Origin of the sequence: Adlercreutzia sp. DFI.6.23, assembly GCF_024462535.1 — a bacterium.
Classification (GTDB): Bacteria; Actinomycetota; Coriobacteriia; order Coriobacteriales; family Eggerthellaceae; genus Adlercreutzia; species Adlercreutzia rubneri.
Window position 1 is genome coordinate 1 of the sequence record NZ_JANGBP010000459.1, and the last position, 304, is coordinate 304.

1 protein-coding gene is annotated in these 304 nt (G+C 64.1%); it reads left to right on the forward strand.

Annotated features, from left to right (window positions below; translation table 11 throughout):
• The coding region (locus NE591_RS14140) for a SulP family inorganic anion transporter (protein WP_256156966.1) at positions 1–236 on the forward strand (236 nt) is incomplete at its 5' end.
• Between the last annotated feature and the right edge of the window lie 68 nt (positions 237–304).

Sequence of the window (304 nt, forward strand, 5' to 3'; positions counted from 1 at the left end):
CGCTTTCCATCGCGCTGGGCATCGCCTCGGGCGTCTCGCCGGAACAGGGCCTCTACACCGCCATCGTCGCCGGCTTCCTCATCGCGTTCCTCGGTGGCAGTCGCGTGCAGATCTCGGGTCACACGGCGGCCTTCGCCACCAGTGTGGCCGGCATTGTGGCCACCGATGGCATGGAGGGCCTCATTGCTGCCACCATTATTGCGGGCATCCTGCTCGTTCTCATGGGTCTGTTCTAGCTGGGTGCCATCATCCGCTTCGTCCCCTTCACCATCACCACTGGGTTCACGGCGGGTATCGCCGTAAC